General features: G+C 69.8%; 15 protein-coding genes, 2 pseudogenes and 1 riboswitch. Of the genes and pseudogenes, 4 read left to right on the top strand and 13 right to left on the bottom strand.

Going from position 1 to position 24,501, the window contains the following annotated elements:
- Positions 1 to 275 precede the first annotated feature (275 nt).
- Positions 276 to 517, top strand: a pseudogene (locus tag ACZ68L_RS39515) (ABC transporter ATP-binding protein); the annotation flags it as partial.
- 73 nt (positions 518 to 590) lie between these two features.
- Here the strand turns inward: ACZ68L_RS39515 and nicT are convergent.
- Positions 591 to 1,679, bottom strand: coding sequence for a Nickel transporter NicT (gene nicT, locus ACZ68L_RS39510; RefSeq protein ID WP_469587678.1), 1,089 nt, complete (start codon positions 1,677 to 1,679; stop codon positions 591 to 593).
- 28 nt (positions 1,680 to 1,707) lie between these two features.
- Positions 1,708 to 1,910: riboswitch (cobalamin riboswitch) on the bottom strand.
- Between the two features lie 710 nt (positions 1,911 to 2,620).
- Between nicT and ACZ68L_RS39505 the strand changes: the two genes are divergently transcribed.
- Positions 2,621 to 3,940 (top strand): MFS transporter, encoded by a 1,320-nt coding sequence (locus ACZ68L_RS39505; RefSeq protein ID WP_469587675.1) that lies wholly within the window; start codon positions 2,621 to 2,623, stop codon positions 3,938 to 3,940.
- Positions 3,941 to 3,971: 31 nt separating this feature from the next.
- Here ACZ68L_RS39505 and ACZ68L_RS39500 read toward each other — a convergent pair whose 3' ends face one another.
- From ACZ68L_RS39500 to ACZ68L_RS39480, 5 genes are all read right to left on the bottom strand, one after another.
- On the bottom strand, positions 3,972 to 5,207 hold the full coding sequence (locus ACZ68L_RS39500; protein WP_469587672.1) for an MFS transporter: 1,236 nt from the start codon (positions 5,205 to 5,207) through the stop codon (positions 3,972 to 3,974).
- Between the two features lie 235 nt (positions 5,208 to 5,442).
- On the bottom strand, positions 5,443 to 6,804 hold the full coding sequence (gene lysA / locus ACZ68L_RS39495; protein WP_469587668.1) for a diaminopimelate decarboxylase: 1,362 nt from the start codon (positions 6,802 to 6,804) through the stop codon (positions 5,443 to 5,445).
- A gap of 274 nt (positions 6,805 to 7,078) precedes the next feature.
- On the bottom strand, positions 7,079 to 8,362 hold the full coding sequence (locus tag ACZ68L_RS39490) for an MFS transporter (protein WP_469587666.1): 1,284 nt from the start codon (positions 8,360 to 8,362) through the stop codon (positions 7,079 to 7,081).
- Positions 8,359 to 9,498: a PLP-dependent cysteine synthase family protein gene (locus tag ACZ68L_RS39485; protein ID WP_469587663.1), complete on the bottom strand. Its 1,140-nt coding sequence runs from the start codon at positions 9,496 to 9,498 to the stop codon at positions 8,359 to 8,361. The genes ACZ68L_RS39490 and ACZ68L_RS39485 overlap by 4 nt, the downstream gene beginning before the upstream one ends.
- 116 nt (positions 9,499 to 9,614) lie before the next feature.
- Positions 9,615 to 10,082, bottom strand: a complete 468-nt coding sequence (locus ACZ68L_RS39480; protein ID WP_469587660.1) for a hypothetical protein — start codon at positions 10,080 to 10,082, stop codon at positions 9,615 to 9,617.
- Between the two features lie 406 nt (positions 10,083 to 10,488).
- Here ACZ68L_RS39480 and ACZ68L_RS39475 point away from each other — a divergent pair, with 406 nt between their 5' ends.
- Positions 10,489 to 11,934: an MFS transporter gene (locus ACZ68L_RS39475; protein ID WP_469587658.1), complete on the top strand. Its 1,446-nt coding sequence runs from the start codon at positions 10,489 to 10,491 to the stop codon at positions 11,932 to 11,934.
- A gap of 130 nt (positions 11,935 to 12,064) precedes the next feature.
- Here the strand turns inward: ACZ68L_RS39475 and ACZ68L_RS39470 are convergent, their stop codons facing one another.
- From ACZ68L_RS39470 to ACZ68L_RS39445, 6 genes are all read right to left on the bottom strand, one after another.
- Positions 12,065 to 13,804: an APC family permease gene (locus ACZ68L_RS39470; RefSeq protein ID WP_469587655.1), complete on the bottom strand. Its 1,740-nt coding sequence runs from the start codon at positions 13,802 to 13,804 to the stop codon at positions 12,065 to 12,067.
- A gap of 229 nt (positions 13,805 to 14,033) precedes the next feature.
- A complete protein-coding gene (gene kdpC / locus ACZ68L_RS39465) occupies positions 14,034 to 14,663 on the bottom strand; it encodes a potassium-transporting ATPase subunit KdpC (protein WP_469587653.1) in 630 nt (209 codons plus the stop codon).
- Between the two features lie 35 nt (positions 14,664 to 14,698).
- Positions 14,699 to 16,828, bottom strand: coding sequence for a potassium-transporting ATPase subunit KdpB (kdpB, locus tag ACZ68L_RS39460; protein ID WP_469587650.1), 2,130 nt, complete (start codon positions 16,826 to 16,828; stop codon positions 14,699 to 14,701).
- Positions 16,828 to 18,492, bottom strand: a complete 1,665-nt coding sequence (gene kdpA / locus ACZ68L_RS39455) for a potassium-transporting ATPase subunit KdpA (protein WP_469587646.1) — start codon at positions 18,490 to 18,492, stop codon at positions 16,828 to 16,830. Before kdpA ends, kdpB begins: the two co-directional genes overlap by 1 nt.
- Positions 18,493 to 18,504: 12 nt before the next feature.
- The gene (gene kdpF / locus ACZ68L_RS39450; protein WP_469587643.1) at positions 18,505 to 18,594 is read right to left on the bottom strand and encodes a K(+)-transporting ATPase subunit F; all 90 of its coding nucleotides are present in this window, start codon (positions 18,592 to 18,594) and stop codon (positions 18,505 to 18,507) included.
- A 229-nt stretch (positions 18,595 to 18,823) separates the two neighbouring features.
- Complete coding sequence (locus ACZ68L_RS39445) at positions 18,824 to 21,355, bottom strand: sensor histidine kinase (RefSeq protein WP_469587641.1); 2,532 nt, start codon at positions 21,353 to 21,355, stop codon at positions 18,824 to 18,826.
- A gap of 264 nt (positions 21,356 to 21,619) precedes the next feature.
- On the opposite strand from ACZ68L_RS39445, the pseudogene ACZ68L_RS39440 reads away from it, so the two are divergent.
- Positions 21,620 to 22,159, top strand: a pseudogene (locus tag ACZ68L_RS39440) (lipoate--protein ligase family protein); the annotation flags it as partial.
- A gap of 382 nt (positions 22,160 to 22,541) precedes the next feature.
- Here ACZ68L_RS39440 and ACZ68L_RS39435 read toward each other — a convergent pair.
- Positions 22,542 to 24,368: a glycoside hydrolase family 15 protein gene (locus ACZ68L_RS39435; protein ID WP_469587636.1), complete on the bottom strand. Its 1,827-nt coding sequence runs from the start codon at positions 24,366 to 24,368 to the stop codon at positions 22,542 to 22,544.
- Between the last annotated feature and the right edge of the window lie 133 nt (positions 24,369 to 24,501).

Genomic DNA, 24,501 nt, shown 5'->3' with positions numbered 1-24,501 from the left:
AGGTCGTGCCCCAGCTCACCGACGAGGTCAAGTCCCGCAAGGGCTGACCCCTCCCCTCAGCGGTTCCCGACGGTCCGGGGCCGTGTGGTGTGTACACACCACACGGCCCCGGACCGCTTTCGATCACCGGAAAGCCTGTCGGCCTACGCAAAACGAACGGTGTCCGAAGGGGCTGGCCGCGCGGGCCGCCAAGGTGCCGGTGCTCGGCATGACGGTGATTCCCGAGGAGAGGCTGCCGGGTTCGGGTGCGGACGCCTGTCCGGAGACGTTCGCCGCTGTCACTGCTGCGGGCGCGGGGGCCCACCACGCTGATCCCGCTCCACGACCTGAGCGCGGCGCCTCGGTGTGCGACCGCCCGCATGTGCTGCACGACGGAGCGCTGGTCGCGTCCGGCACTCCCCTGGAAGTGCTCACTCCGGCTCTGTCGGCGGAGGTGTTCGGTGTGCGGGCGGCATTGGTCAAGCACCCGTTGACCGGTGGTCCACTGATCGCCTTCGCTCATCGGTCGGCGGCCTGACCGTGCCCGCCCCACCGTGAGACGTACCGGCGGCTTGGCCGGAACAGAGCTCTCGTCGGTATCCGATACAGCATCAGCCACTGTCGGGGGCGCGGCCCGTCCAGCGTTCCTCGACCTTCGCGATCCGCCAGTAGGCCAAGGCCGCCGCCCACACCGCCACGAAGAGTCCGACGATGATGTAGCCGACGTTGCCCAGGTCCACGCCGGAGATCCAGCCGGTGACCGAGTCCCGCAGACCAAGCTTGTCGTGGAGTATGGTGACCAGCTCGATCGTGCCGATGAGGAAGGCGACGGCGATCGACAGGCCGGTGATGGCGAGGTTGTAGAAGACCTTGCGCACCGGGTTGGAGAAGGCCCACTGGTAGGCGAAGTTCATGAACGTCCCGTCGAGCGTGTCGAAGAGACTCATCCCGGCGGCGAACAGCAGCGGCAGGCACAGGATCGCGTACCAGGGCAGACCGGCCGCGGCGCCACTGCCCGCCATGACCATCAGCGTGACCTCCGTGGCGGTGTCGAAGCCGAGGCCGAAGAGGAAGCCGAGCGGATACATCTGGCCCGGCCTGGTGATGGACCTGGTGAACCTGCCGAGGATCCGGTTCATGAACCCACGCGAGTCCAGATGCTGCTCCAGCTCGGTCTCGTCGAAACGGCCGGCCCGCATCGCCCGGAACACGCGCAGAATGCCGACGAGGGCGACCAGGTTCAACGCGGCGATGAGATAGAGGAAGGATCCGGAGACGGTCGTACCCACCACACCGAGCACCTGGTGCGTGCCCGAGTTCTCGTTGATCAGCACCCCCGCGAGCCGCGCTCCTCCGGCGACCAGCGCGGCCATGGCGATGACCACGCTGGAGTGTCCGAGCGCGAACCAGAAGCCGACCGACACGGGGCGCTTGCCATCGGCCATCAGTTTGCGGGTCGTGTTGTCGATGGCGGCGATGTGATCGGCGTCGAAGGCGTGCCGCATGCCGAGCGTGTACGCGGTGATCCCGAGCCCGATGCCGAACGCCTTGGAACCGACCTCGTAGTGCTGGGGCAGGACGAGCAGGAACAGCACGCCGAACGCCACCACGTGCAGGGCGGCTATCACCGCGAGCAGCCCCACGGTTCGAACGGTGTCCTCGCGCCGCCACTTGAACACGGCGGATTCGGGCAGGGTCATACGGTCACGCTCCAGCACCTCGTGGATGACTTCGTGAGATGCCGTGGCCGGTCTCCTGGCTGACGGGTTCGCTCGCGCTCGTACCCGCCCCTGCCTTCCCGGCCGCGCTCTGCGGCCCGTGGCGTCGTTGGGACGGATACTCCCCGATCACAGTGGCGAGGGCCGCTCCGGCCTGAGACTCCTCGGAGTCTGTCACCGGTCTTCCCGAACACCACGGCGCACACACTCTAGCGTTACGGCGAGCGGCGCCCCATAGCCGGGCGGGCGGGCCGATGGGTGGATGACGGCCCCGGCTCCGGCAAGGCGTCGGGCTGTGGTCCTCCTTGTTCTCCACGATGCCCGGCGAAATTCCCTCCGGTCAGAGGCTGCCGTCGGCTATGGTCTGTCCCGCAATCCGTGGTGGATCAGCGCGCGGCGTCGGATGCGGTGCATCGCAAGGCGGAGGGACGTCCGCATCCTGGATGTATGCGGACGTTCCGACAACGCGGCGAGGTGCCGTAGCTCGTCGCGCGCCCGCCAGGGATTGCGGGACAGACCTTAGGGTCTTCTGCTTGGTCAGCCCGGCCCGATCCGAACGAGAGGCGCCGGCCTTCGACTCCGAGAGACCCTTGAGGAGCTGGGATGCCCGGTCACCCGAGCGCGCGTTGACCCCGTAGGCCGTAACCGGCCTGTCATCGCGTGCCGCCCTCGATCTGCGGCACGGCGAACCTTCCCTCGCCCGAGTCGGCGCACCTGTTGTGCGCCGCGCGGCGGGCGCCGTTCTCAGCAGCTCAAGGGGGCCCTGTGCCATCCGATTCTCCTGCCGTGCCCGCACACCATCGCACCGTCCGGCGCACACTCGGTCCCGCTTCCGATGGGGCTTTCGATACGGCTCGGTCTTCGGGGCTCCGTGTGGCTCCTGCGCCGAGCAGGCCGGGCGGTCCGCGGGTACGGGGCCCGCGGTGAAGGCGGCCTCCGGTCGACCGGCCCTGCCGAGCCTGTGGCGGGACGGGGACTTCCGCAAGCTCTGGGCGGGACAGACCGCCTCTCAACTCGGGGCGCAGGCCGCTCAGGTGGTCCTGCCGCTCATCGCCGTGGTGACCCTGGACGCCGGCGCCGCCGAACTCGGAGTCATGCGTGCGGTGGAGCAGGCCCCCATCCTGCTGATCTCGCTCTTCGCCGGTGCGTGGGTGGACCGTCGGCGATCCCGCGACGTGATGGTGCTGGCGGACTTCGGCCGCGCTCTGGCACTGGCCGCGATCCCCGCCGCGTACCTGCTGGGCCTGCTCGGCGCTCCGGCGTTGCTCGGCGTCGCCTTCCTCGTCGGCGTTCTCAGTGTGTTCTTCGATGTGGCGTATCAGGCCTTTCTCGTACGGCTCGTGCGTCGTGAACAGTTGACGCAGGGCAACAGCCTGCTCCAGGGCAGCAGATCCGCGGCGCAGATCGGCGGCCCCGCTCTCGGCGGTGTGCTGGTCTCGCTGTTCTCGGCGCCGTTCTCGCTCGTGGCCGCCGCGTTCCTCTTCGTACTGTCCTTTCTGTCGATCCGACGCATCCGCGCGCCCGAGTCCGTTCCTGACCACACCGAACAGCCCCCTCGGATCGGGCGGCGGATCCACGAAGGTCTCCGCCTCGTCATCGCCGATCCCTCGTTGCGGGCGGTGGGACTCGCCTCAGCCGTCTTCCAGTTCGCCTTCGCGGCCCTGATGACCGTCTATCTGCTCTACCTCCCACGGGGGCTGCATCTGTCGGGGGCCGCCGTCGGCGTGACGCTCGCGGCCATGGGCCCTGGTGCGGTCGTGGGATCACTGCTGTCCGCCCGGCTGCCGAGAAGATTCGGCTACGGCATCGTGCTGGTGTCCTCAGCGGTGCTCGCCGACGGCGTGATGCTCTGCGTGCCCCTGCTGCGCGGCTCGACCGCCGCGACGATCCCCTTGCTCATGGCGGTCAACTTCCTTTTCGGCGCCTTCAGTCAGACGGTGGACGTCACCGTCATGACGGTCCGGCAGGCCATCACACCCGTCCGGATGCAGGGCCGAGTCGTCGCGACGATCAATTTCGTCGGCATGGGACTGACACCGCTCGGCTCACTGCTCGGCGGCTGCCTGGCCGATCAGTGGGGGTTGCGCACCGGTCTGCTGCTGACCGCGATCGGCCTGTCGCTGTCCCCGTTGTTCATGGCCCTTTCCCCACTGGCCCGCCTGAGGAAGGAGCTTCCGGAATGCTCAGCGGTCGCGCAGCACCAAGGCGGGGCCGCCTCGCCCCGCTCCAAAACCCCTGAATGAAAAGCGTGTTGGACCACCTCCCCGGACGAGTTCAGGCGGCCGGTGCCTTCTCCACGGCTGCGAGGGGCGTGCGCCCCGGGTGCTGATGTCTCTGTGCCCAGCGGACGGCGAGGGGCGCCGCCAGACCCGTCAGGGCGAAAAGGGCTCCTACGACGTACCACCCGGGGCGGCCCCAGGTGATGCAGAGCGAGATGAGCAGGCCCGGCCCCAGCGCTTCGGCCAGGCCGGCGCCCAGGCCGAACACGCCGAGGTACTGGCCGGTGGCGTGCTCCGGTGCAAGGGCGAATGAGACCTCGAAGCCTGCGCCGGAGTGCCAGAGTTCGCCGATCGTGTGGATCACCATCGCGCACATGAGCAGCGTTGCCGCGGCCCACGCCGGTATGCCCGCGGACAGGGAGATCAGGGAGCACGAGACGAGGAAGGCCACACCCGCTCGACGGTAGGCGACTCCGCCGGCCGCCGGGGAGTCGATGCTGCGGCTGGCGCGTACCTGAAAGGCGATGACGATGAGGGTGCTGGTGAGCATGGTGCCCGAGATGAGCCAGCGCGGGACGGTGGTGGCGGTGACCAGCCAGAGCGGAATGGCCACCGTGAGCACCTTGAACTGGATGGCCATGATCCCGTCGAGTGCGGTGACCAGAAGGTAGGGGCGGTCCCGTAGGGCGATCCAGCGAGGGCCGTCTGCGGTCGGGACGGGCTTGACCGGCGGCAGGAAGACCAGGACTGACGCGGAAGCCACGAAGGCGCTCGCGTTGCCGATGACGAGAAGCTGATAGGCCGTGAGGGTGCCCACCTGGACGACCCACCCTGCCAGCAGGGCACCGAGGGAGATGCCGACGTTGGTCACGGCACGGAGGTAGGCACGGAATTCCTGCGGCCGGCCCCCTCCGTAGTGCCTGATGAGCGGACTGCGTGCGGCAAGTCCGGCCGCCTTGGCCCCGGTGGCCGCGCATGCCGCGAGGACGAACGGCCAGAAGCTGTCCGCCAGCACGAAGCCGGCCGTAGCCAACGCCTGGACGACAAGGGTGGTCGCGTAGACGCCGCGAGCCCCGTATCGGTCCGCGAGATGGCCGACGGCGATGCCCACGGCCAGCGAGACGAAACCGGCGATGCCGAGCCCGAGCCCCACCTGGCTTGCCGGAAGGTGCACCCCCTCGGTGAAGTACAGGACCCCGGCGGTCAGATAGAGGCCGCTGCCGACGGTATAGACGAAGTTCGAGAGGGCGATGACGCGTTGCGGGGCGGAATCCGGCATCAGTGCGGGCATGACGGGGCTCCAGGTCCTGGGCAGGCAGTAAGGACCGATCCAGCTTGGTGAATATTACAGACCGGTGCAAGCCCATTGTGAATACCGCCTGTTGAGAACCGGCGCGGTCGCACCGCGCTGCGGCGCCGTGGCGCGGTACAAGGGCTGCCGCCTGGGCACCGCTACGCCACGGAACGCTCACGGGCCCTGATCCACCAGGGGTTCCGGAGCCGTCCCACCGACGTGGGTGCGCGGTTCAGAGACCGATGTCGCGGCCGTTGATGTCGGCGAGGGATTCGCGGCGGATCAGGAGCCGCGCGCTGCCGTCGTGGACGGCTACCACGGGCGGGCGGCCGACCACGTTGTAACTGGACGCCATGGAGAGGTGGTAGGCGCCGGCGACGGGGATGGCCACCAGGTCGCCCGGACGGATGTCGCCCGGCATGTCCGCATCGGTGGCGAGTACGTCGCCCGCCTCGCAGTGCCGGCCGACGACGGTCGCCGTGCGGGACTCGGCCGACGAGCGGCGGCCGACGAGCCGGGGTGCGTAACGGACCCCGTACAGCGCGGGCCGTGGGTTGTCGCTCATCCCGCCGTCCACCGCAACGAAGAGGCGGTCGCCGGTCTGCTTGACCGCGAGCACCCGGTAGAGCGCCACACCCGCGGGCCCGACCAGCGCGCGGCCGGGCTCGACGGCGAGCCGGGGTACGGGGATGCCGGCCGCGGCACAGCTCGTGGACAGTTCGCGGCGGATGCGGGCGCCGAGGGACGGGATGTCGAGCGCGGTCTCCCCCGGCCGGTAGGCGACCGCGTGACCGCCGCCCATGTCCAGCTCCGGCAGGACGATTCCGTACTGGTGGCGGATCTGGGCCAGGAGCCCGACCATCCGCCGCAGCGTGGTCAGGTAGGGCTTGACGGTGGTGATCTGCGAGCCGATGTGGCAGTGCAGTCCGACCAGTTCGAGCCGCGGCTGGTCGAGTATCCGGGCAATGGCGTGCTCGGCGCTCCCGTCGGTGAGGGAGAGCCCGAACTTCTGGTCGTCCGTGCCCGTGCGGATCGCCGTGTGGCTGCCGGCGCTCACACCCGGAACGACGCGCACCAGGACCTTCTGCCGGGCGCCGTCGGGGACGAGTGCGGACAGCCGGGCGATCTCCCACGCGCTGTCGATGACGATCCGTCCGACGCCGAGGCGCAGCGCGGCACTCAGGTCCTCGGGACTCTTGGCGTTGCCGTGCAGCACCATGCGCTCGGGCGGGAACCCGGTGGTGACGGCGAGCTCCAGCTCGCCCGCGGAACAGACGTCGAGGCCGAGGCCCTCCTCCCGCACCCAGTGCAGCAGGGCACGGCAGAGGAACGCCTTCGCCGCGTAGACGACTTCGGTGTCCGGGAAGGCTCGCAGGTAGGTGCGGCAGCGTTCTCGCACCTCGGCCTCGTCGAGGAGATAGACCGGGGTGCCGAACCGTGACGCCGCCTCGACGAGGGAGACGCCGCCCACCTCGACATCGCCACGGGGGGTGAGTCGTGCCGAGGCGGGCCAGACGGACAGGCCGACGGCGCGGTCCGGCGGCGCGGTCGCCACCGAGGACGGCACCGACGGTCCAGGAAGTGGTGTGGTCATGGAGTTACCCCAGTCGATGGAAGGTCGACGCAGGAGACGGGCTCGCGAGCCGGGTCCTCCTGGAGACGGACACAGCACCCCGGATCGCCGACGGACCGGGACGCACCAGTGACGCTATGCCCGCCCACTCGGGGGCGGGCCTCCCCGTTAGCGGCCTCTTGACCCCGCACGCCCGGCCTTTGATGCCGACTTGACGCCGACCACCCGCCCTCCGCTCCTCACCTGCCCAGCGGGCCTCGCGCGGCGGACTGCCCGTGGCCGCTCGCCACGCCCCTCACCGCTGCGGAACCGGTTCCCTCGCCCGGCCGGCCGGGATCGGACCGAGTCTCCCGGTCCGCGTCAAACCGGCGATCGCGGCGGCGCACATCAGGCCCACGCCGCACAACACCACCCAGGGCAGGCGCGGTTGTTCGGCGGAGGCATCCCACACGGCGCCGGTCGCGAGGTTCCCGACGGTGATCCCGACGCCCGAGATGGTGTTGTACAGGCCGTAGTGGGTGGCGACCAGCCGGTCGCCGGAGAGCGTGACGACCGTGTCCATCTCGAACGGGTACACCAGGGCCGTACCGAGGGCGAGCAGGGCGGCCGCGAGGAACAACGGCACCAGGGCCGCCGCCCGGATCAGCGCTCCCCCTCCCCCGGGCGGCGCCCCGGCCACGATGAGCGGTGCGAAGGCGCCGCCCATCAGCGCCAGGCCGTACACGACGGACCGACCGGGCGACCAACGCGCCCGCGCCCAGGCGGTGATGCGCAACTGCCCGGCCGCGGCGACACCGGCCGACACGGCGAAGAGCGCGGTGGTGACGCCGTCCCCGCTCCCCGGAGCCACCTGCTGCGCCTGCAACGGCAGCGCCAGATAGACCTGGAAGGACAGGACGTACGAGCCGATCATCGCCGCCGAGAAGAGCAGAAAGGGGCGGTTGGACGCCACGGTCCGCCACTCGGCGAGCACTCCCTGACGCCCCTCGCCCGCGTCCGACGGGCGTCCACGGTCGGGCAGGGCCTTGATCTGTACGAGAGTGAGCCCGAGGAAGAGGAGCGCCGCCACCGCGCACACCATCCGGAAGTTCAGCGCGATCAAGGAGAGGCCGATCAACGGACCGACGAACATGCCGACTTGGTAGAAGACGTTGAACAGCGCGAACGCCTCCACGCGTCGTTCCCCCGCCTCCCGTGCGAGGTAGGCCCGCACGGCCGGGTTGAACAGCGCGCCCGCGAAGCCGGTCAGCGCCGACGCGAGGATCAGGGCGGGCAGCGAGTCGACGAGGCCGAGCAGTCCGAAGCCGATGGTCCGCAGCACGCATCCGGCGATGATCATGCTCTTGCACCCGAGCCGGTCGGCGAGGGTTCCGCCGATGAGGAACATGCCCTGCTGGCTGAAGTTTCTTACGCCGAGCACCAGTCCGACCGCCCAGGCGGCCATGCCCAGGCCGCCCGAGAGGTGGATCGCAAGGTACGGCATGAGCATGTAGAACGCCGTGTTGATGGTGAACTGCTGGACCATCAGCAGCCGGACGGCGCCGTCGAAGGAGCGGAACTGCCGGACGAGTCCCCTCATCGCGCGGCCACCTCGTCCGCGTGCGGCGCGGTGATGTTCACACAGCGCGTCCAGCGCTCCACGGCACGCTCGCCGGGACGGCCGATCTCATCGGGGTCGTCCGCGGGCGGGCGTGAGAGGAGGTCGTGCGTACGGCAGTAGTCGTCGCTGTAGACCGTGTCCCAGTAGCGATGGACTCCGTCGGGGAAGATCGCCGCGATACGGGTGCCCGGGGCATGGATGCGGGCGAGCCAGCCGGCCACCAGCGCGACGGCGCCGACGCTCCAGCCGCCGCTCGCGTAGTGGTGCCTGGCCAGCCGTCGGGCCGCCCAGACCGCCTCGTCCGGTGCGACCCAGTGGGCCTCGTCGAAGGCGGCGTGGTCGACGTTGCACGGATGGATGCTGCTGCCCAGGCCGCGCATCAGGCGGTCTCCGGCGGGCTGGCCGAAGATGGCGGAGCGCACCGAGTCGACACCGACCAGCCGCACGCCCGGTGAGATCGCGCGCAGGGCACGGGTGATGCCGGCGGAGTGTCCGCCCGTTCCGACGGCGGCCACCAGCACGTCCACCCGGCCGAGCTGCACGGCGAGTTCGAGGGCGAGGTTCGCGTACGCCGCCGGGTTGTCCGGGTTGTGGTACTGGTCGGGGCACCAGGAGCCGGGAGCCGCGTCGAGCAGGGAGCGGACGCGGTCCCTGCGCGCCTGCTGCCAGCCGCCGACCGGGCTCGGTTCCTCGACGATCTCCACCCGGGCGCCGAGGGCGCGGAGCTGATGAACCATGAGAGGTTCCATGCCGGGGTCGGTGACCAGCGTCACCGGATGGCCGTAGGTGATGCCCGCGAGCGCGAGGCCGAGTCCGAGTGTTCCGCTGGTGGACTCGATGACGGGCGCGCCGGGACGGAGCTCTCCGCGGGCTCGGGCCGCCGCGACCATGTGGAGGGCCGGGCGGTCCTTGATGCCGCCGGGATTGGCGCCCTCCAACTTGGCCCAGAAGCCTCGGCCGACGGGGCTGAAGGGGCTTCCGACCCAGAGGACCGGTGTGTTGCCCACCATTCCGGCGGGGGTACGGCGGGGGGCGCCCGCCGGTTCAGGGAGTTCGTGTGCTGCCACGAAGGCGTGCACATCGTCGGGGGAGATGCTGCGCAGAGCAGTGGTCATGCCGACCTGGTCCTTCCACGGCCACGACTGGTTCGCGGCCGTCGCGTGAGAGCGGTACGGGTGAGGGCGCGGCTCGTGCGGGCGATCGGCGGAGCGACCGGGCGCACGGAGCCGCGTCACGTACGGCTGACGCAGACCAGACGCAGCAGAGAGCATCCCGTGGGGGGCGATGCCCCGTCGGCCGCGAGACCGCGGGGGCGGTGCGCGAGACCCGAAGGGCCCGACTCCATGAGTCCCCACGCGGCCAGGGTGAGTAGCAGCGCCCCCAGGAGAGGCTGTACGGATCGCGTCGACACCTCACCCAGGAACACAGCCGAATCGCAGCACCCGCCGGGAGCCGCTGGGTGGTGCCCGGACTCGGACGCGTCGCAGCCCGCGGATTTCTCCGTGTCCCCCACGTGCTCCATGTCCCGTGCCTCGGGGGCGGTCGCGGACAGTGGACCGCTGATCGGCGTCACATGGTGCCCGTCCTGTGCCTGCACACCACACATCAGCACGTGAGCCACGGCGACGGTCGCCAGGCTCAGAAGAAGAGTGATGACGAGGCGGCGGACTCCCGGCCCCGGGGCAACAGCTGACAGCACGTCGCCGACCGTATCGCCAAATGTGGAGTGATACGCACTTATGAGGACGTACGGGTGAAATCCCTTGTCGGGACAGTGCGAGCTCGGCGTGTCTGCTACGGAACTCGGCCGGTGGGAGCAGCGAGGTACCCCCAACAGCCCTTACCCGCCGACGGAGTTCACCGGCGCACCGACAAACATGCCTGCCCCCGCCCCCACGGAGCGGAGGCGAGGTACACCGCCGAACGCGACCCGGCCGCGCAGGCGTGCGGCGACCCACGGAACCCCGTACGCCACCCGGCGCGCGCCCCGCACACGACCACGTCGGCAGTGAACAGCGGACTGCTCGGCATGCGACTGGCCATCGATACCCCTAGGGGGTATATTCCGATCCACAGATACCCCCCTCCCGTATAGGAGCACTGTGATGACCACTCCGACCGCCTCGGCCGATTCGCGCCGATGGACCGCGCTCGCCTTAATCGCCCTGGCCCAGTTCGTGGTCATCATGGACACGTCGATCATCGGCGTGGCCCTGCCCAAGATGCAGGCCGACCTGGGCTTCTCGCAGGAGAACCTGTCGTGGGTGTTCAACGCCTACGTCGTCGCCTTCGGCGGGCTCCTGCTGCTCGGCGGACGCCTGTCGGACCTGCTCGGCGCCAAGCGCCTCTTCAGTACCGGCTGGATCGTCCTGGCCGCGGGCTCCCTGACCGCCGGCCTCGCCGGTCAGGTCTGGGTGGAGCTGGCCGGAAGAGCCCTGCAAGGCATAGGTGCGGCGCTGATCGCCCCGTCCGCCCTCACCCTTCTCATGACGTTGTTCGGCTCACGGCCCCAGGAGCTGTCCAATGCCTTCGCGCTGTACGGTGCGGCGGCCCCGGCCGGCGGCACCGCCGGCGTCTTTCTCGGCGGGCTCATCACCCAATACGCCAGTTGGCCCTGGGTGTTCTACATCAACATCCCCATCGCCCTGATCGTCCTGGCCGCCGCACCTGCCGTCATGCCGTCGAACACGGGGCGCCGCGGCTCGATCGACCTCTCCGGCGCGGTCACCGTCACGGCAGGGCTTGCCGCCGCCGTCTACGCCATCGTCCGTGCCCCCGAGACCGGTTGGGGCTCCGCGGACACCTGGCTGGTCCTGCTGGCCGGTGCGGCACTGATCGCCGCATTCGTCGCGATCCAGTCCAAGCGGCGCGAACCGCTGATGCGCCTGGGGATCTGGAGGGCACCCAATCTGGCCGGCGCCAACATCGCACAGCTGCTCATGGCCGCCGCGTGGATCCCCATGTGGTTCTTCCTCAACCTGTACCTGCAGCAGGTCCTGGGGCTGGACGCCTTCGCCTCCGGGTCCGCTCTGCTGCCCATGACGGTCGCCATCATGATCATGATGATCGTCCTGGCGCCGCGCCTGATCAGCCGGTTCGGACCCAAACCCCTCATCGTCCTGGGGCTGTTCGCTCTCGCCGCGGGAATGTACTGGCTGTCCCTCGCCCGCCCGGACGGGACTTTCTGGGTCGACGTCCTGCCGGCTTCCCTGCTCTCGGCGGTGGGCATGTCGCTGGCGTTCATCCCGTCGCTCGGCACCGCACTGTCCAGTGCCCGCCCGGAAGAGGGCGGCCTCGCCTCGGGGATCGTCAACACCAGCTACCAGGTCGGCTCCGCCCTCGGCCTTGCCGCTATGACCGCACTCGCCGCCGCCCACGGTGCCCGCGAGCCCGGAGACCCGACGGCCCTCACCAACGGCTTCTCCGCCGCCTTCCTCGGCGCCGCGATTCTCGCCGCGGTCGGCGCTCTCGCCGCCCTGCTGACCCTGCGCACCCCACCCTCCACCGACGAAGCCGACAGCGGCGGACAGCCGGAAGAGGCAACAGTCTGAAAGGGACTGCTGCCTTCCGGTGCCGGTCACCGACCGCGTCATCGGCGGTCGGACAGCCGGCCGGGCACGGACGACACGTCCGCCGTCCGGCCGGCTGTCGGGGTTCGGCCTGGCACGTGGGCCGGGACGGTCACCGGCTGATCCGGTACGGGAGCATGCAGACGACGACGTCGGTGTGTGCCATGAGCGTGGCGGCCAGCAGGATGCCGCGCTGGTTCTGCAGGATCTGGTAGCGGCGGTGGAGCGGCTCGACCTCCGGGATGAGGACGGCGATCTGCCGTCCTTCCTCCGCCGCCCGCTGGACGTACTCGACGATCGGCTGCACCAGAGAGCGCTGCGGGCTGTCGATGATGTCCAGGCGTACACCAGGATTCCAGCGTTCCCACGTGTCGCTCAGTTCCTGAGCCTTGGCCGGGTCGGAGTGGACGGCGACCGCGACGACGTCGTGGCCGAGGGCGCCGGCGGCCGACAGGGCGTGCTGGGCGAGCTTGCTGACCTCTCCGACCGGGACGATGACCAGGGACTCGGCGGGCCGCAGCGCCGGGGGGATCTCTCCAAGGCCGAGTTCTTTTCCGACCGCCGTGTAGTAGCGCTCGACACGGGCGAACAGCAGCATCAGCAGGGGCACGGTGACGACCACCACCCAGGCGCCTTCGAGGAACTTGGTGGCCAACAGGACCAGTCCGGCCACGGCGGTCAGCGCCGCACCCGAGCCATTGAGCGCGGCGCGCCGCAGCCAGCCCGGCGGTCGCTGCCCCGCCCAGTGCCGTACCAGCCCGATCTGGCTGATGGTGAAGCCGATGAACACGCCGATCGCGAACAGCGGGATCATCCGGTGCGTGTCGCCGTTCACGGCGATCAGCAGCAGCGCCGCGAGCAGTGCCAGCGTCAGCACGCCCCAGCGGTAGACGGGACGTTCCCTGCGCAGCCCGAACAGGTGGGGCAGGCGGTGGTCACGGGCCAGCAGGCTCATCAGGACGGGCAGGCCGCCGAAGCTGGTGTTCGCCGCGAAGGCGAGGGCCAAGGTGACGATGAGGTTGGTCGCGTAGTAGGGCCATCCCGTTCCGTACGCGCCGGCGGTCAGTTGGGCGAGGACGGTCACGCCGCCGCGTGGGGCCACGTGGTCGCGGCGGATCAGCACCGCGAGGCCGATCAGCATCAGTCCGAGCAACGCGCCAAGCATCAGCTCGGTGCGCTGCGCCCGCTTGACACGGGGCTCGCGAAACACGGGCACTCCATTGGCGATCGCCTCCACTCCGGTCAGCGCGGAGCAACCGGACGAGAACGCCTTCAGGAGCAGCAGCAGGCCCAATGCCTCGGTGACGTGGACAGGTTGAGCGCTTCCGACGACGGCCGCGGGATGGCCGCGCAGCAGCCCCAGGGCGATGATGCCGAAGATGCTCACGATGAAGAGCACGGTGGGCAGCATCAGCACCCGGGCGCTGTCGGCCACGCCCCGCAGGTTCACCGCGGTGAGCAGGACGAGTCCGATGAGACAGACGGCGAGCACGTGCGAGCCGAGTGCGGGGAACGCGGAGGCGAGGCTGGCGGCGCCGGCGGCAAGGCTCACCGTCACGGTCAGCACGTAGTCGACGACCAGGCTGGCCGCTGCGAGCAGACTGATCCTCGGCCCGAGGTCCTTCTTCGCCACCGCGTAGGCGCCACCGCCGTCAGGGTGCACGGCGATCACCTGACCGTACGAGATCACCAGGACCGCCAGCAGCGCGGCGATGACCAGCGTCACCGGCAGCGTGGCGGTCAGCGCCCCGGTCCCGGCCGCGATCAGGACGAGCACGATCGCCTCAGGTCCGTACGCGACCGAACTCAGCGCGTCCAACGACAGCGCGGCAAGCCCCTCAAGGCTGGTCAAGTGGTACTTGCCACCCTCCCCGTGCCTGAGCGGAACTCTCGGCCGCAGTTCGCGGCGGGCCAGACCGTACGCCATGGTGACCTCGCGGTGCAGGGTGCGGGGGGGCTGTCCGAGGACAGTGTGACCGGACCACCGCGGTGTGGGGCTTCAAGGACGCGCCAGGCTTCGCCCAGGTGCCTCAGAGAACCGTCAGCACGTGGTCGGGCGGTTCGGCGCCCCCGCCCTTCGGTCACACCAGCCCGGCCAGATCGTGGTTGAGCTCCACGACGTTGACGCGTTCCTGGCCCAGGAAGCCCAGAACACGTCCCTGGACGTGCTGGGAGACCAGAGTGGTGACCTCGGCGGGGGCGAGGTGGCGGGCCTTCGCGACGCGGGCGACCTGTTCATAGGCGTACGCCGGGGAGATCTCCGGGTCGAGCCCGGAGCCACTGGCGGTGACGGCGTCCGCGGGGACGGACGCGGGCGGGACCCCGTCGAAGGCGGCGACGGCGGCACGACGGTCCTTGACGGTCTTGATCAGGTCGGTGTTGTTCGGGCCGAGGTTGGAGGCACCGGAGTTCGTGGGATCGTACCCACCGGTGGACGGGCGGGGCTGGAACCATCGGGGGTCGGGGCGCAGCGGCTCCTGGGCGTCATGGGGATTCTTCTTCGGCAGGGCGAAGTTCTGGCCGATCAGGCTGGAGGCCACCGGCCTGCCGTTCGTCGTCAGCAGGGAGCCGTTGGCCTGGTGGGAGAGACCTGCCTGGGCGATGCCGGTGACGAGCAGGGGGTACGCGATGCCGGTGATCACGGTGAACGCCAGCAACATCCGCAGGGCCACCAGATGGTGCTGGAGTACGGGGGGAAGGAGGGTGCGCACGGTGGGATCGCCGTCTTCTTTCGTCGGACCGTCTGTCAGCGCAGGCCGGGGATGAACTGGATGCAGAGGTCGAGCAGCTTGATGCCCAGGAAGGGCAGTACCAGCCCGCCGAGTCCGTACATCCAGATGTTGCGGCTGAGCAGTTTGGCCGCGGAGGACGGCCGGTAGCGCACGCCACGCAGCGCGATCGGGATCAGCGCGATGATGATCAGCGCGTTGAAGACGATCGCCGAGGAGATCGCCGAGGTCGGGCTGTGCAGGCGCATGATGTTCAGCTTGTCCAGGCCGGGGTAGACGCTCGCGAACATCGCGGGAATGATCGCGAAGTACTTCGCCACGTCGTTGGCGATCGAGAACGTCGTCAGCGCGCCGCGCGTGATGAGGAGTTGCTTGCCGATCTCGACGATCTCGATCAGCTTCGTCGGGTTGGAGTCGAGGTCCACCATGTTCCCGGCCTCCTTGGCGGCCGAGGTGCCGGTGTTCATGGCCACACCGACGTCCGCCTGCGCGAGGGCCGGGGCGTCGTTCGTACCGTCCCCCGTCATCGCGACCAGCTTGCCGCCCGCCTGCTCCCGCTTGATGAGCGCCATCTTGTCCTCGGGCGTGGCCTCCGCGAGGAAGTCGTCCACCCCCGCCTCCTGCGCGATGGCGCGCGCGGTCAGCGGGTTGTCGCCGGTGATCATGACGGTACGGATGCCCATCCGGCGCAGTTCGTCGAACCGCTCCTTCATGCCCGCCTTGACCACGTCCTTGAGGTGGATGACACCCAGGACCCGGGCAGTCCGCGTATCGCCGGTCCGGGACACCTCACCGACGACCAGCGGGGTGCCTCCGCTCGCCGAGATGCCGTCGACGATGCCGCCGACCTCCGCTGTGGGGTGACCGCCGTTGTCACGGACCCAGCGCATCACCGCCGTCGCCGCACCCTTGCGCAGGGACCGGTTCTCCTGAGGATCGTCGAGGTCGACACCGCTCATTCTGCTCTGCGCGGTGAAGGGTACGAACTGCGCCCGGTCCAGTTCTCCTTCGCCACGGCCGCGCAGCGCGTACTGCTGTTTGGCGAGGACGACGATCGAGCGGCCCTCGGGCGTCTCGTCGGCGATGGACGAAAGCTGGGAGGCGTCCGCGAGTTCCTCGATGCCCACCCCGTCCACCGGCAGGAATTCGGCGGCCTGGCGGTTTCCGAGGGTGATGGTGCCGGTCTTGTCGAGCAGCAGCGTGTTGACGTCACCCGCGGCCTCCACCGCGCGCCCGGACATCGCCAGCACGTTGCGCTGCACGAGCCGGTCCATACCCGCGATGCCGATCGCCGACAGCAGCGCGCCGATCGTCGTCGGGATCAAGGCCACGACGAGGGCGACCAGGATGACGATGGGCTGCTCGGCCCCGGCGAAGACGGCGAAGGGCTGCAGGGTCGCCACCGCGATCAGGAAGATGATCGTGAGCGATGCGAGCAGGATGTTGAGCGCGATCTCGTTCGGCGTCTTCTGCCGCGCGGCCCCCTCCACGAGGGCGATCATCCGGTCGATGAAGGTCTCCCCCGGCTTCGAGGTGATCTTCACGACGATCCGGTCCGAAAGCACCTTGGTGCCGCCCGTGACCGCCGACCGGTCGCCGCCCGACTCGCGGATCACCGGCGCCGACTCTCCCGTGATGGCCGATTCGTCGACGCTCGCGATCCCCTCGACCACATCGCCGTCGCCGGGGATGATCTGCCCGGCCTCGACGACGACATGATCGCCGAGACGGAGGCCGACGCCCGGGACCTCCTCCTCTTCGGCATCGCTCGCGCCCGGCCGCCAGCCGATGAGGCGGCGGGCCGTCGCCATGGTCTTGGCGCGGCGAAGAGTCTCCGCCTGGGCCTTGCCGCGCCCCTCGGCCACGGCTTCGGCGAGGTTGGCGAAGACGGACGTCAGCCAGAGCCACGCCGTGATCACCCAGGCGAAGACGCCGGGCGCCCTGATGGCCGACAGCGTGGTCAGGACCGCCCCGACCTCCACCACGAACATGACGGGGTTGTGGAACATCAGGCGCGGGTCCAGCTTGCGCAGGGCATCGGGGAAGGACGTCAGAAGCTGCTTGGGATCAAGCAGTCCCCCCGAGACGCGGTACCGCTGATTCCCGCCGCCGGGCGGAGTGGGAGCGGGGGTGGCGGTCGTGGACATCAGCGCAGACCCTCCGCAAGGGGTCCCAGCGCGAGCGCGGGGAAGTACGTCAGACCGACGACGATGAGGATCACCCCGGTCAGCAGTCCGACGAACTGCGGCCGGTGCGTCGGCAGGGTGCCCGCGGTGACCGGAACCGGCTGCTGCGCGGCGAGCGAGCCGGCGAGTGCCAGGACGAACACCATCGGCAGGAACCGGCTGACGAGCATGACCACGCCGAGCACGGTGTTGTACCAGACGGTATTCGCGCTCAGCCCGGCGAACGTCGAGCCGTTGTTGTTCGCAGCCGACGCGAAGGCGTAAAGGACCTCGGAGAATCCGTGCGGTCCGGAGTTGAGCATCGCGGCCCTCTCGCCCGGGAACGCCATCGCCAGCCCCGCACCGATCAGCACGACCGCGGGCGTGGTCAGGATGTAGAGGGAGGCGAACTTCATCTCCCGGCCCCGGAGTTTCTTGCCCAGGTATTCGGGTGTACGGCCGACCATCAGGCCGGCCACGAAGACCGCGACGACCGCCAGGACCAGGATCCCGTAGAGCCCTGAGCCGGTGCCGCCGGGCGCGATCTCCCCCAGCATCATGTTGAAGATCGTCATTCCGCCGCCGCCCGGCGTGTACGAGTCGTGGAAGGAGTCGACCGCTCCGCACGACGTGAGGGTGGTGGACACGGCGAACAGGGCCGAGGCCCAGATTCCGAACCGTGCCTCCTTGCCCTCCATCATTCCGCCGGCGGCGTGCCCGGCGGCGCTGCTGACGCTGTGCAGTTCGTTCGCGGTCACGATGGCGACCGACGCCCCCCAGATCAATGCCATCACGGCGACGATCGCGTAGCCCTGACGGTTGTCGCCGACCATCGTCCCGAAGGTCCGCGGCAGTGAGAACGGGATGACCAGCATCAGGTAGATCTCGATCAGGTTGGTGAAGGCGTTGGGGTTCTCGAAGGGATGCGCGGAGTTCGCGTTGTAGAAACCACCGCCATTGGTGCCCAGTTCCTTGATGGCCTCCTGGGAGGCGACCGCACCCCCGGTCAGGCGTTGATGCCCGCCCGCGATGGTGGTGATGTCGTGGATGCCGTGGAAGTTCTGAACGGTGCCGGAGGCCACCAGAACGATCGCGAAGACGAACGCGAGGGGCAGCAGAACGCGAAGCACGATCCGCGTCAGGTCCACCCAGAAGTTTCCGACGCGATCGGTCTTCTTCCTGGTGAAGCCGCGGATCAGTGCGGCAACCACGGCAACGCCCACGGCCGCGGAGACGAAGTTCTGCACGGCGAGGCCCGCCATCTGGACCAGATGGCCCATGGTCGACTCGCCGGAATAGGACTGCCAGTTGGTATTGGTGACGAAGGATGCCGCGGTGTTGAACGACTGGTCCGCGGTGACCGGCTTCATTCCCAGGGACAGCAGGAGGTGGTCCTGCAGGCGCAGGAACGCGTACAGGAAGAGCACCGACACCGCGGAGAAGGCGAGGATGCTGCGCAGATACACCGACCACTTCTGGTCGGCGTCGCCGTTCACTCCGCCTGCCCGGTAGATCAGGCGTTCCACCCGCCCGTGGTGACCGGTGGTCAGGACGCGCGCCATGTAGCCGCCCAGCGGGCGGAACGTGAGGCACAGCGCGATCACCAGCGCGAGTACCTGGAGCCAGCCCGCGAGGGTCTCGTTCATCCGGGCCCGCTCCTAGAACTTCTCGGGGAAGATCAGGCAGACGATGAGGTAGATCACGAGGCACACGGCGACGATCAGGCCGACGACGTTCTCCACGTTCACAGGCGTCCGACCCCCTTGGCGGCCAGGCCGATGAGGGCGAACACCACGACCGTGAGGCCGATGAACGAGACGTCCGACATGCGCGGGGCACCTCGCAGTGCATCGGAGGCGGGACTGTTCGCCTCGACCGGAACATGGTGTGATCATTCGCTTCTGACGCTATATCAGCTGAGTCCGGGATCGCCCCGAAGCTCCACGGGCCGATCGGGTGGTGAGGGGGCGCGGGGATTCACCGGGCGCGGCCGGACGCCGCACTGCCGCCGGGCGCGGCGCTCGGCAGGGTGAGCGTCGCCGAGAAGGCCGCCCCGGCCTCCTCAGCGGTCGTCTCCAGGACCCCGTCCATGGCTTCGGCCAGGTCGCGCGACAGCCGCAGAGCCAGGCTGCCGGCCCCGGCACCCGGTGCCCGGGAGACCGTTGTGCGCGGTTCCGGGCCCCGGTCGGGCATCCCGTCCTGCACGCGGATCTCCAGGCGGTCGCCCCGGACTTCGGCGGTGAAGACGGGGGGCCGGTCCGGCGGGCTGTGACGCAGCGCGTGGGCCCCGAGGGCGGTCAGGGCGCGGGTGAGGAGGGCTGCGTCGGCGATCACGTCGGGCAGCTGTTCCGGCAGGCGCACATCGATGGAGTGGCCGCCGGGCCCGAGGTCGTCCAGAACGACGCCCAGCACCTCGTTGAGGTCGACCGGGCGCAGGTAGAGATCGAGTGCACCGGCGTGCAAACGGCTCACGTCATGGAGATCGGTGACCAACTGCGCCGCGCGGTGTACGGCCGCGCGGGCCACCTCCAACAGTTGCGCCTCTTCCGCGGCGGGCTCGTCGGCGCGTCGATGCCGCAGCCGCACGAGAGCCTCTTCGGCGGTGTGCAGCGGAGCAGGCAGATCGCGGCCCGCCGCGAGGAGCAGGGACGCCCGGGTGCGTTCGGCGGCGGCGAGGGTGTCCGTGCCACCGGAACCCCCGGCGCTCCGCCCCCGGGCATGGGCCAGCCCCAGTTCGGCGGCGCACGCGGCGAGGACGCGCTGGTCCTGCGTACTCAGTCCGGCGCCGCGACCGACCAGGGTGAGATCGTCATCGACCGGGCTTTCCACATCCGCCTCATAGGGCTTCTCCGGCGGCCGCTCCCCGGCGCTGGCCACCACGTACCAACGGGGCACGGGAGAGGCTTCCGGATCCCTTTCGAGCAGGCTGATCGCGGCCAGTCCGAAGTACTCCCGGATCTGTTCGACGAGTGCCGGCAGATCCTGCCCGCGCATCATGGCGGCGGCCAGGCGGCTCAACGCCCTCGCCTCCGATGTCGCACGCACAGCCTGGTGCGTACGCTGCGCAGCCGCTCCCGCGGCCGTGCCGACGAGAGCTGCCGTGGCGACGAAGACCACGAGCGCGGCGATCTCGTCGGGGCGCTCCGTGACCAGCGAGTGCACCGGTGCCGTGAAGTAGTAATCAGCGAGCAGCGCCGCGGCGAGGGCGGCGAACAGAGCGGGGTAGAGACCTCCGACCAGGGCGATCGCGACGACAGCGAGCAGATAGATCACCAAGTCGCTGGAGAGGCCGAGCCGGCCGCGCAGCGCCGTCGACGTCAGCAGGAGAGTCAGTGCGGGCAGCAGCACCACGGCACCGGCCAACGCGGACCAGTACCGTCTCGGGCCCATGCCACGGCTCGGATGCGGCAGCCTCAGCGCGGCAGGGCCGACTGCCTCCTCGTGCGAGACGATGTGCACGTCGACGGGACCGGACCCCTTGATCGTCCGCTCCCCCACTCCTGCTCTCAGAAAGGAGGCGAGCCGGCCGTGCCGGCTCGCGCCCAGCACGATCTGAGTGACGTTCTCCGCCTCGGCGAACTGGAGCAGGGCATCGACGACGTCCTCGCCCGTGGTCTGGTGGTAGCTGCCGCCGAGTGATTCCAGGAGGGCGTGCTGGGCGTCCAGTACAGCCGGGTCGACCCCGGTGAGCCCGTCCTCCGGAACCACGTGGAGTGCCAGCAGCTCGGTGCCGGGGGTACGGGCGCTGATCCGCGCGGCTCGGCGGATGAGGGTCTCGCCCTCCGGGCCACCGCTGAGGGCCACCAGGATCCGCTCCCGGGTCTCCCAGGGGGCGGAGATGCCGTGTTCGGCCCGGTAGCGCTGCAGCCCCTCCTCCACCCGGTCGGCGAGCCACAGCAGGGCGAGTTCGCGCAGTGCCGTGAGGTTGCCGACCCGGAAGTAGTGGGTGAGCGCGGACTCGATGCGGTCCGGTGGGTAGATGTCGCCGTGCACCATGCGGCGGCGCAGGACCTCGGGCGGCAGATCGACCAGTTCGATCTGGTCGGCGCGACGGGCCACCTCGTCGGGCAGGGTTTCGCGCTGTCTGACCCCGGTGATCTGCCGGACCACGTCGTTGAGGGATTCCAGGTGCTGGACGTTGAGCGTGGTGACGACATCGATGCCCGCGTCCAGCAGCTCCTCGACGTCCTGCCATCGCTTGGCGTTGCGGGCCCCCGGAACATTGGAGTGAGCCAGCTCGTCGACCAGCGCGACCTGGGGACGGCGGGCCAGTACCGCGTCGAGATCCATCTCGGTGAAGGCCACACCGCGATGGGCCAGGGTGCGCCTGGCGATCGTCCTCAGACCGTCGGCCATGGCCGCGGTGGGCCGGCGCCCGTGCGGCTCCACGAAGCCCACGACGACATCCGCGCCCAGTGAACGCAGCCGCTGTCCCTCCGCGAGCATGGCGTACGTCTTGCCGACCCCGGGGGCCGCCCCGAGGTAGATCCGCAACCGTCCACGTGCCACCGGCGGACTCCTGCCAGGTCATCCCCGTGTCGTGCTCGCGCCCTTCCATGGTGCTCTTCTCCGGTCCGCTCCACTCGCCGACACCGGCCTCGGACCCGCGAGAGCGATCTCGCGGGTCCGCCGGGAACGCGTCCCCACGGCGAGCACAGTGGTCCCGGACGGCAGGCGGTCGCTGTGAGGCGAACGGACTAAACCGTATGGTGGCGGTGTTGTGCCTGATCAGAGTGATTCATGGCAGAGTCGGGCGGACGTGGAGGCAGGGCTGTGCACGGTGAGTACAAGGTCCCGGGCGGCAAGCTCGTCGTCGTGGACCTGGATGTCCGGGGCGGGGCGCTGCGCGACGTCCGGGTGGCCGGGGACTTCTTCCTCGAACCGGACGAGGCGATCCTCGCGATCGATGCGGCGCTCGAAGGCGCTCCGGCCAACACCGACACCGCCGGGCTCACCGCCCGGATCGACGCGGCTCTCCCCGCCTCGACCGTGATGCTGGGCCTCACCTCCGAGGGTGTGGCCGTCGCCGTACGCCGGGCCCTCGCGCAGGCCACCGAGTGGAGCGACTAAGACTGGCAGCTCATCCACGAGGCGCCGCAGTCCCCCGCGCTCCACATGGCGCTCGACGAGGTCATCACCGCGGAGGTCGCCGCGGGCCGGCGCCCGCCGACGCTCCGGGTCTGGGAGTGGGTCTCGCCCGTCGTGATCACCGGCAGCTTCCAGTCGCTGCGCAACGAGGTCGACCCGGTGGGCGCCGAACGCCACGGCATCACGGTCGTGCGCCGCGTATCCGGCGGCGGTGCCATGTTCGTCGCAACGCTCCGGCACTACAAACTCGCCGCCTAGCCAATCTGCGACACCCAATGGCCACAAAGCGCGGCAATCGCGACAAAGGTCGGCCGGAAAAGCGACCTGCTCTGCGCGATTGTGAGCACCATCGTGACAACCGCACCAATCCGGCTACGCCCCGCCGAAGAGCAGCCCGCCACCGCCGGCCGCCGCAAGCGGGGCCTGATGTCCCGGAGCAGGAGGCGCACGCCAGCAGTGCCGCCGTGGCAGCGACGGTTGCCAGGGTCGGGTGCCCTCGCATGCGGCCCACGGTAGAGAGGCTGGTGCGCAGGATGAGCCATCCAGGCTGGTCTGCCCTCGGTGGCGCGTACGTACGACAGTCCCCGATGCATGTCGAGGACCGGTCTCACTCGACTCCTCGCGATGGGGGCTGCTGCGCGTCGCGGATGGCACGGGCGGCGTTGATGAGTCCGATGTGGCTGAAGGCTTGGGGGTAGTTGCCGAGCGCTTCTCCCGTGGCGGGGTCCGTCTCCTCGGCAAGCAGGCCAACGTCGTTGGCGTGTGCGAGAGCGGCCTGGAACACCTGCCGTGCACGGACGACATGACCGGTCAGGGCGAGAGCGTGGGCGAACCAGAAGGTGCATAGCAGGAAGGCTCCTTCCGCTTCCTCGATCTCGTCGCCGAGGTAGCGGCGGACCAGGCCGTTGCGGTCGGTGAGCCGGGTGGCGACGGCGAGCACGGTGGATTGGACGCGAGGGTCCTGCGGAGGCAGGAAGCCGACGATGGGCAGCATCAGCGCCGAGGCGTCCAGTTCGTCACTGCCGAACGCCTGGGTGAAGGCGCCCGAACGGGGGCTCCATCCGCGCTCTTCGATGGCTTGGCGGACGTTGTCTCGCTCGTGGCGCCAGTGGGGTACGCGTTCGTGGGCCTGGAGGACGGGGGCCATGGAGATGGCGCGGTCCAGCGCGACCCAGCACATCAGTTTCGAGTGCAGGAAGTGTCTGCTCGGGCCGCGTCTCTCCCAGATGCCCTGGTCGGGCTCGGTCCAGCGACGGGCGGCTGTGTCGGCCGCTTGGACCAGGAAGGCGCGGGTGGGCGGGTCCAGGCGCTCCCCGGGTGGGAGGCACTCGTGGGCGGCGTCGAGGAGTTCGCCGTATACGTCGAGTTGGCGTTGGCGCCAGGCGTCGTTGCCGATCCGAACGGGGCCGCTGTTGCGCCAGCCGGTCAGGTGAGGCAGGAGCCGCTCGCTCAGATCACGTTCTCCGCCGATGCCGTACATGATCTGCAGGTCGACGTCGCGGTCGAGTTGGGTTGCCGCGGCGCGGGCGAGGAAGCCGAAGAACCGGTTCTTCTCCTTCTCGCAGGCGGCCGTGGCGAGCGCTTGCAGGGTGAAGCTCGCATCGCGGACCCAGGTGTAGCGGTAGTCCCAGTTGCGCATCCCGCCCGCTTTCTCGGGCAGGGAGGTGGTGGCCGCGGCGACGATGGCCCCGGTGGGAGCGAAGGTCAGGGCTCGCAGCACGCGTCCGCTGTGGCCGACCTCGTCCTGCCAGGGGCCGACGTAGCCGCGGTGGAGCTTCGACCAGGAACTCCAGCCTTTGATGGTGTCGGACATGCGGTGCCGGATCCGCCCTGCCCGCCAGCCCACCGACTCCCTTTCCCACGCCGGCACGACGTGCAGGGCGAACCCGAGGCGGTGCCCCGCCGAGAGTGGGATTCGACTGTGTGCTGTGGAGCCGCTCAACCGCAGGTCGACTGGGCTCGACAGCAGCAGAACATGGGCGCCCCCGTACGCGGCGAGCCCGCCTCGCACGGCTGAGAGGAGTGGATGGACGAGTCCGAACTCCGGGCGCGGCGCGTAGGCGATCTCGATGTTCACGCGCCCTTCGGTGCAGGTGATCTGCCGCAGGAGCGTCCCGGGGGACGCGGTGCCGAGCGCGTGCCCGCGTTCGCGCCGCCCCAGGGCAAGGGCATCGTGCAGGACCGCCGTACCCGCTGTCGTGCGGAAGGTCGTCTCCAGAACAAGGGTGTCTTTGACGTAGCGGCGGCTGATGTCGACCGGGCCGGCAGGGCGGATGGACCAGTGGCCGGCGTCCTCGTCGAGGAGCCGGGCGAAGATCGCCGGGCTGTCGAACCGGGGCAGGCACAGCCAGTCCACCGAGCCGTCGGAGGTGACCAGCGCGGCCGAGCGGCAGTCGGACAGCAGCGCGTAGTCACCGATCGGTCGCGTACTCATGCGTCGCAGCCCGTCCGCCTTGGGCCGAACGCGGCCCGGCCGGGACGACGTGAGCAGTCGCCCGCGCCGCAGGATTCTCCGGGTGCCTGACGAGTGTCATTGATCCCAGCCTCCCTGCACAGCGGATTCACCC

Source organism: Streptomyces sp. NPDC104309 (assembly GCF_055584025.1).
Note: the sequence above shows the minus strand (reverse complement) of the source record. Positions and strands in the feature narration are given on the sequence as shown.

Excerpts from the sequence above, each read along its gene's own strand:
- nicT (WP_469587678.1), bottom strand. The coding sequence starts at position 1,679 with ATGACCCTGCCCGAATCCGCCGTGTTCAAGTGGCGGCGCGAGGACACC.
- ACZ68L_RS39500 (WP_469587672.1), bottom strand. The coding sequence starts at position 5,207 with ATGCCCGCACTGATGCCGGATTCCGCCCCGCAACGCGTCATCGCCCTC.
- lysA (WP_469587668.1), bottom strand. The coding sequence starts at position 6,804 with ATGACCACACCACTTCCTGGACCGTCGGTGCCGTCCTCGGTGGCGACC.
- ACZ68L_RS39490 (WP_469587666.1), bottom strand. The coding sequence starts at position 8,362 with ATGAGGGGACTCGTCCGGCAGTTCCGCTCCTTCGACGGCGCCGTCCGG.
- ACZ68L_RS39485 (WP_469587663.1), bottom strand. The coding sequence starts at position 9,498 with ATGACCACTGCTCTGCGCAGCATCTCCCCCGACGATGTGCACGCCTTC.
- ACZ68L_RS39475 (WP_469587658.1), top strand. The coding sequence starts at position 10,489 with ATGACCACTCCGACCGCCTCGGCCGATTCGCGCCGATGGACCGCGCTC.
- kdpB (WP_469587650.1), bottom strand. The coding sequence starts at position 16,828 with ATGTCCACGACCGCCACCCCCGCTCCCACTCCGCCCGGCGGCGGGAAT.
- kdpA (WP_469587646.1), bottom strand. The coding sequence starts at position 18,492 with ATGAACGAGACCCTCGCGGGCTGGCTCCAGGTACTCGCGCTGGTGATC.
- ACZ68L_RS39435 (WP_469587636.1), bottom strand. The coding sequence starts at position 24,368 with ATGAGTACGCGACCGATCGGTGACTACGCGCTGCTGTCCGACTGCCGC.